The following is a 1,041-nucleotide window of genomic DNA, read 5'->3' as shown; positions in this document are numbered from 1 at the left end:
TGACGCCCTTATCGCTCGTGACACGACGGGCCTGACGCACGGCCCGCTCAACAGCCTGAAATCGTCACTGGTTGCCAAGCCAGCGACACCCAGCACGCCAGCGGTTTTGGCGACTGACGTTGAGAACCTCCACCGCGCCCGGAAGTTCTTCCGCGACCAGACGGACATCCCGCAGTTCTCGCCCAACGCCATCGACAAGGAAACAGGCACCCTGATCACGGGCAAAACGTCAGCGCTTGATCAGGCTATGGAAGCGGCAAGCCCGAGCTATGCAGCAGGCAAGGTCGCCTATCAGGAAATAACGCGAAAGGACATTGAGCCGTTGCTGGCTGGGCCACTCGGGCAAATCGCCAAGCGGGATACCGCTACCCAGACGGCCATCGACGCGTTGTTCCCGGCCAACCCGTTGCCCGGCAGCTCCCCGCAGACGTTTGAAGCCATCAAGGCGCTATCCGCCCAAGAGCCGATTGTCGCCAACCAGCTGGAGCGGTCCTACCTCGAGCAGGTATTCAACCGCACGGCAAAGGAACTCATCGGCGGCCTCAACGTGGACGGCGGCGCCTGCTGTGGGCGCGACCAGCGCAATCATGCCAGATGATCGGCTGGCGGCGCGTTGCCGGGAGCATGCCTGTTGTCTGCTCGCGCGGCGGGTCGGGGGGCGCGACGGCCCGGCTTCCAGCTGAGGGCAGGTTTTTCGATCAGTCGCCACGACAACATGCCAAGCGCGATGGCCGGGATCACCGAAAGCGCAAAATTGGCCACGGGCGCCTCTCGCACCGGCAGAAAATGCGCCACGATCTGCTGACACAGAAAGCCATACAAATAGACGCCATAAGAGGGGTCCCCGAACTTCTCCACGAACCCGAATACTGGCGGGCGCGCATAGCCCAGCGCTAGGGTGAGATATGGCGTCAGCACAAGACAGGCGATCTCCGCCGACAGCGGCGTCCGCGCGAAGAGGGCCACCAGCACCAAAAGCATGAGCCCCCATTGCAGGTTGAGAAATTTCTGCGGGACCCACATCCGGTAAACTGCGCCAGC

General features: G+C 62.7%; 1 protein-coding gene and 1 pseudogene. One reads left to right on the top strand and one right to left on the bottom strand.

Going from position 1 to position 1,041, the window contains the following annotated elements; translation table 11 throughout:
- The coding region (locus AC6A67_RS12395; protein WP_498036860.1) for a hypothetical protein at positions 1 to 598 on the top strand (598 nt) is incomplete at its 5' end.
- Here the strand turns inward: AC6A67_RS12395 and AC6A67_RS12390 are convergent.
- Positions 586 to 1,041, bottom strand: a pseudogene (locus AC6A67_RS12390) (hypothetical protein); the annotation flags it as partial. The gene AC6A67_RS12395 and the pseudogene AC6A67_RS12390 sit on opposite strands and share 13 nt — an antisense overlap.

Source organism: Camelimonas sp. FR25 (genome assembly GCF_059740505.1).
Note: the sequence above shows the minus strand (reverse complement) of the source record. Positions and strands in the feature narration are given on the sequence as shown.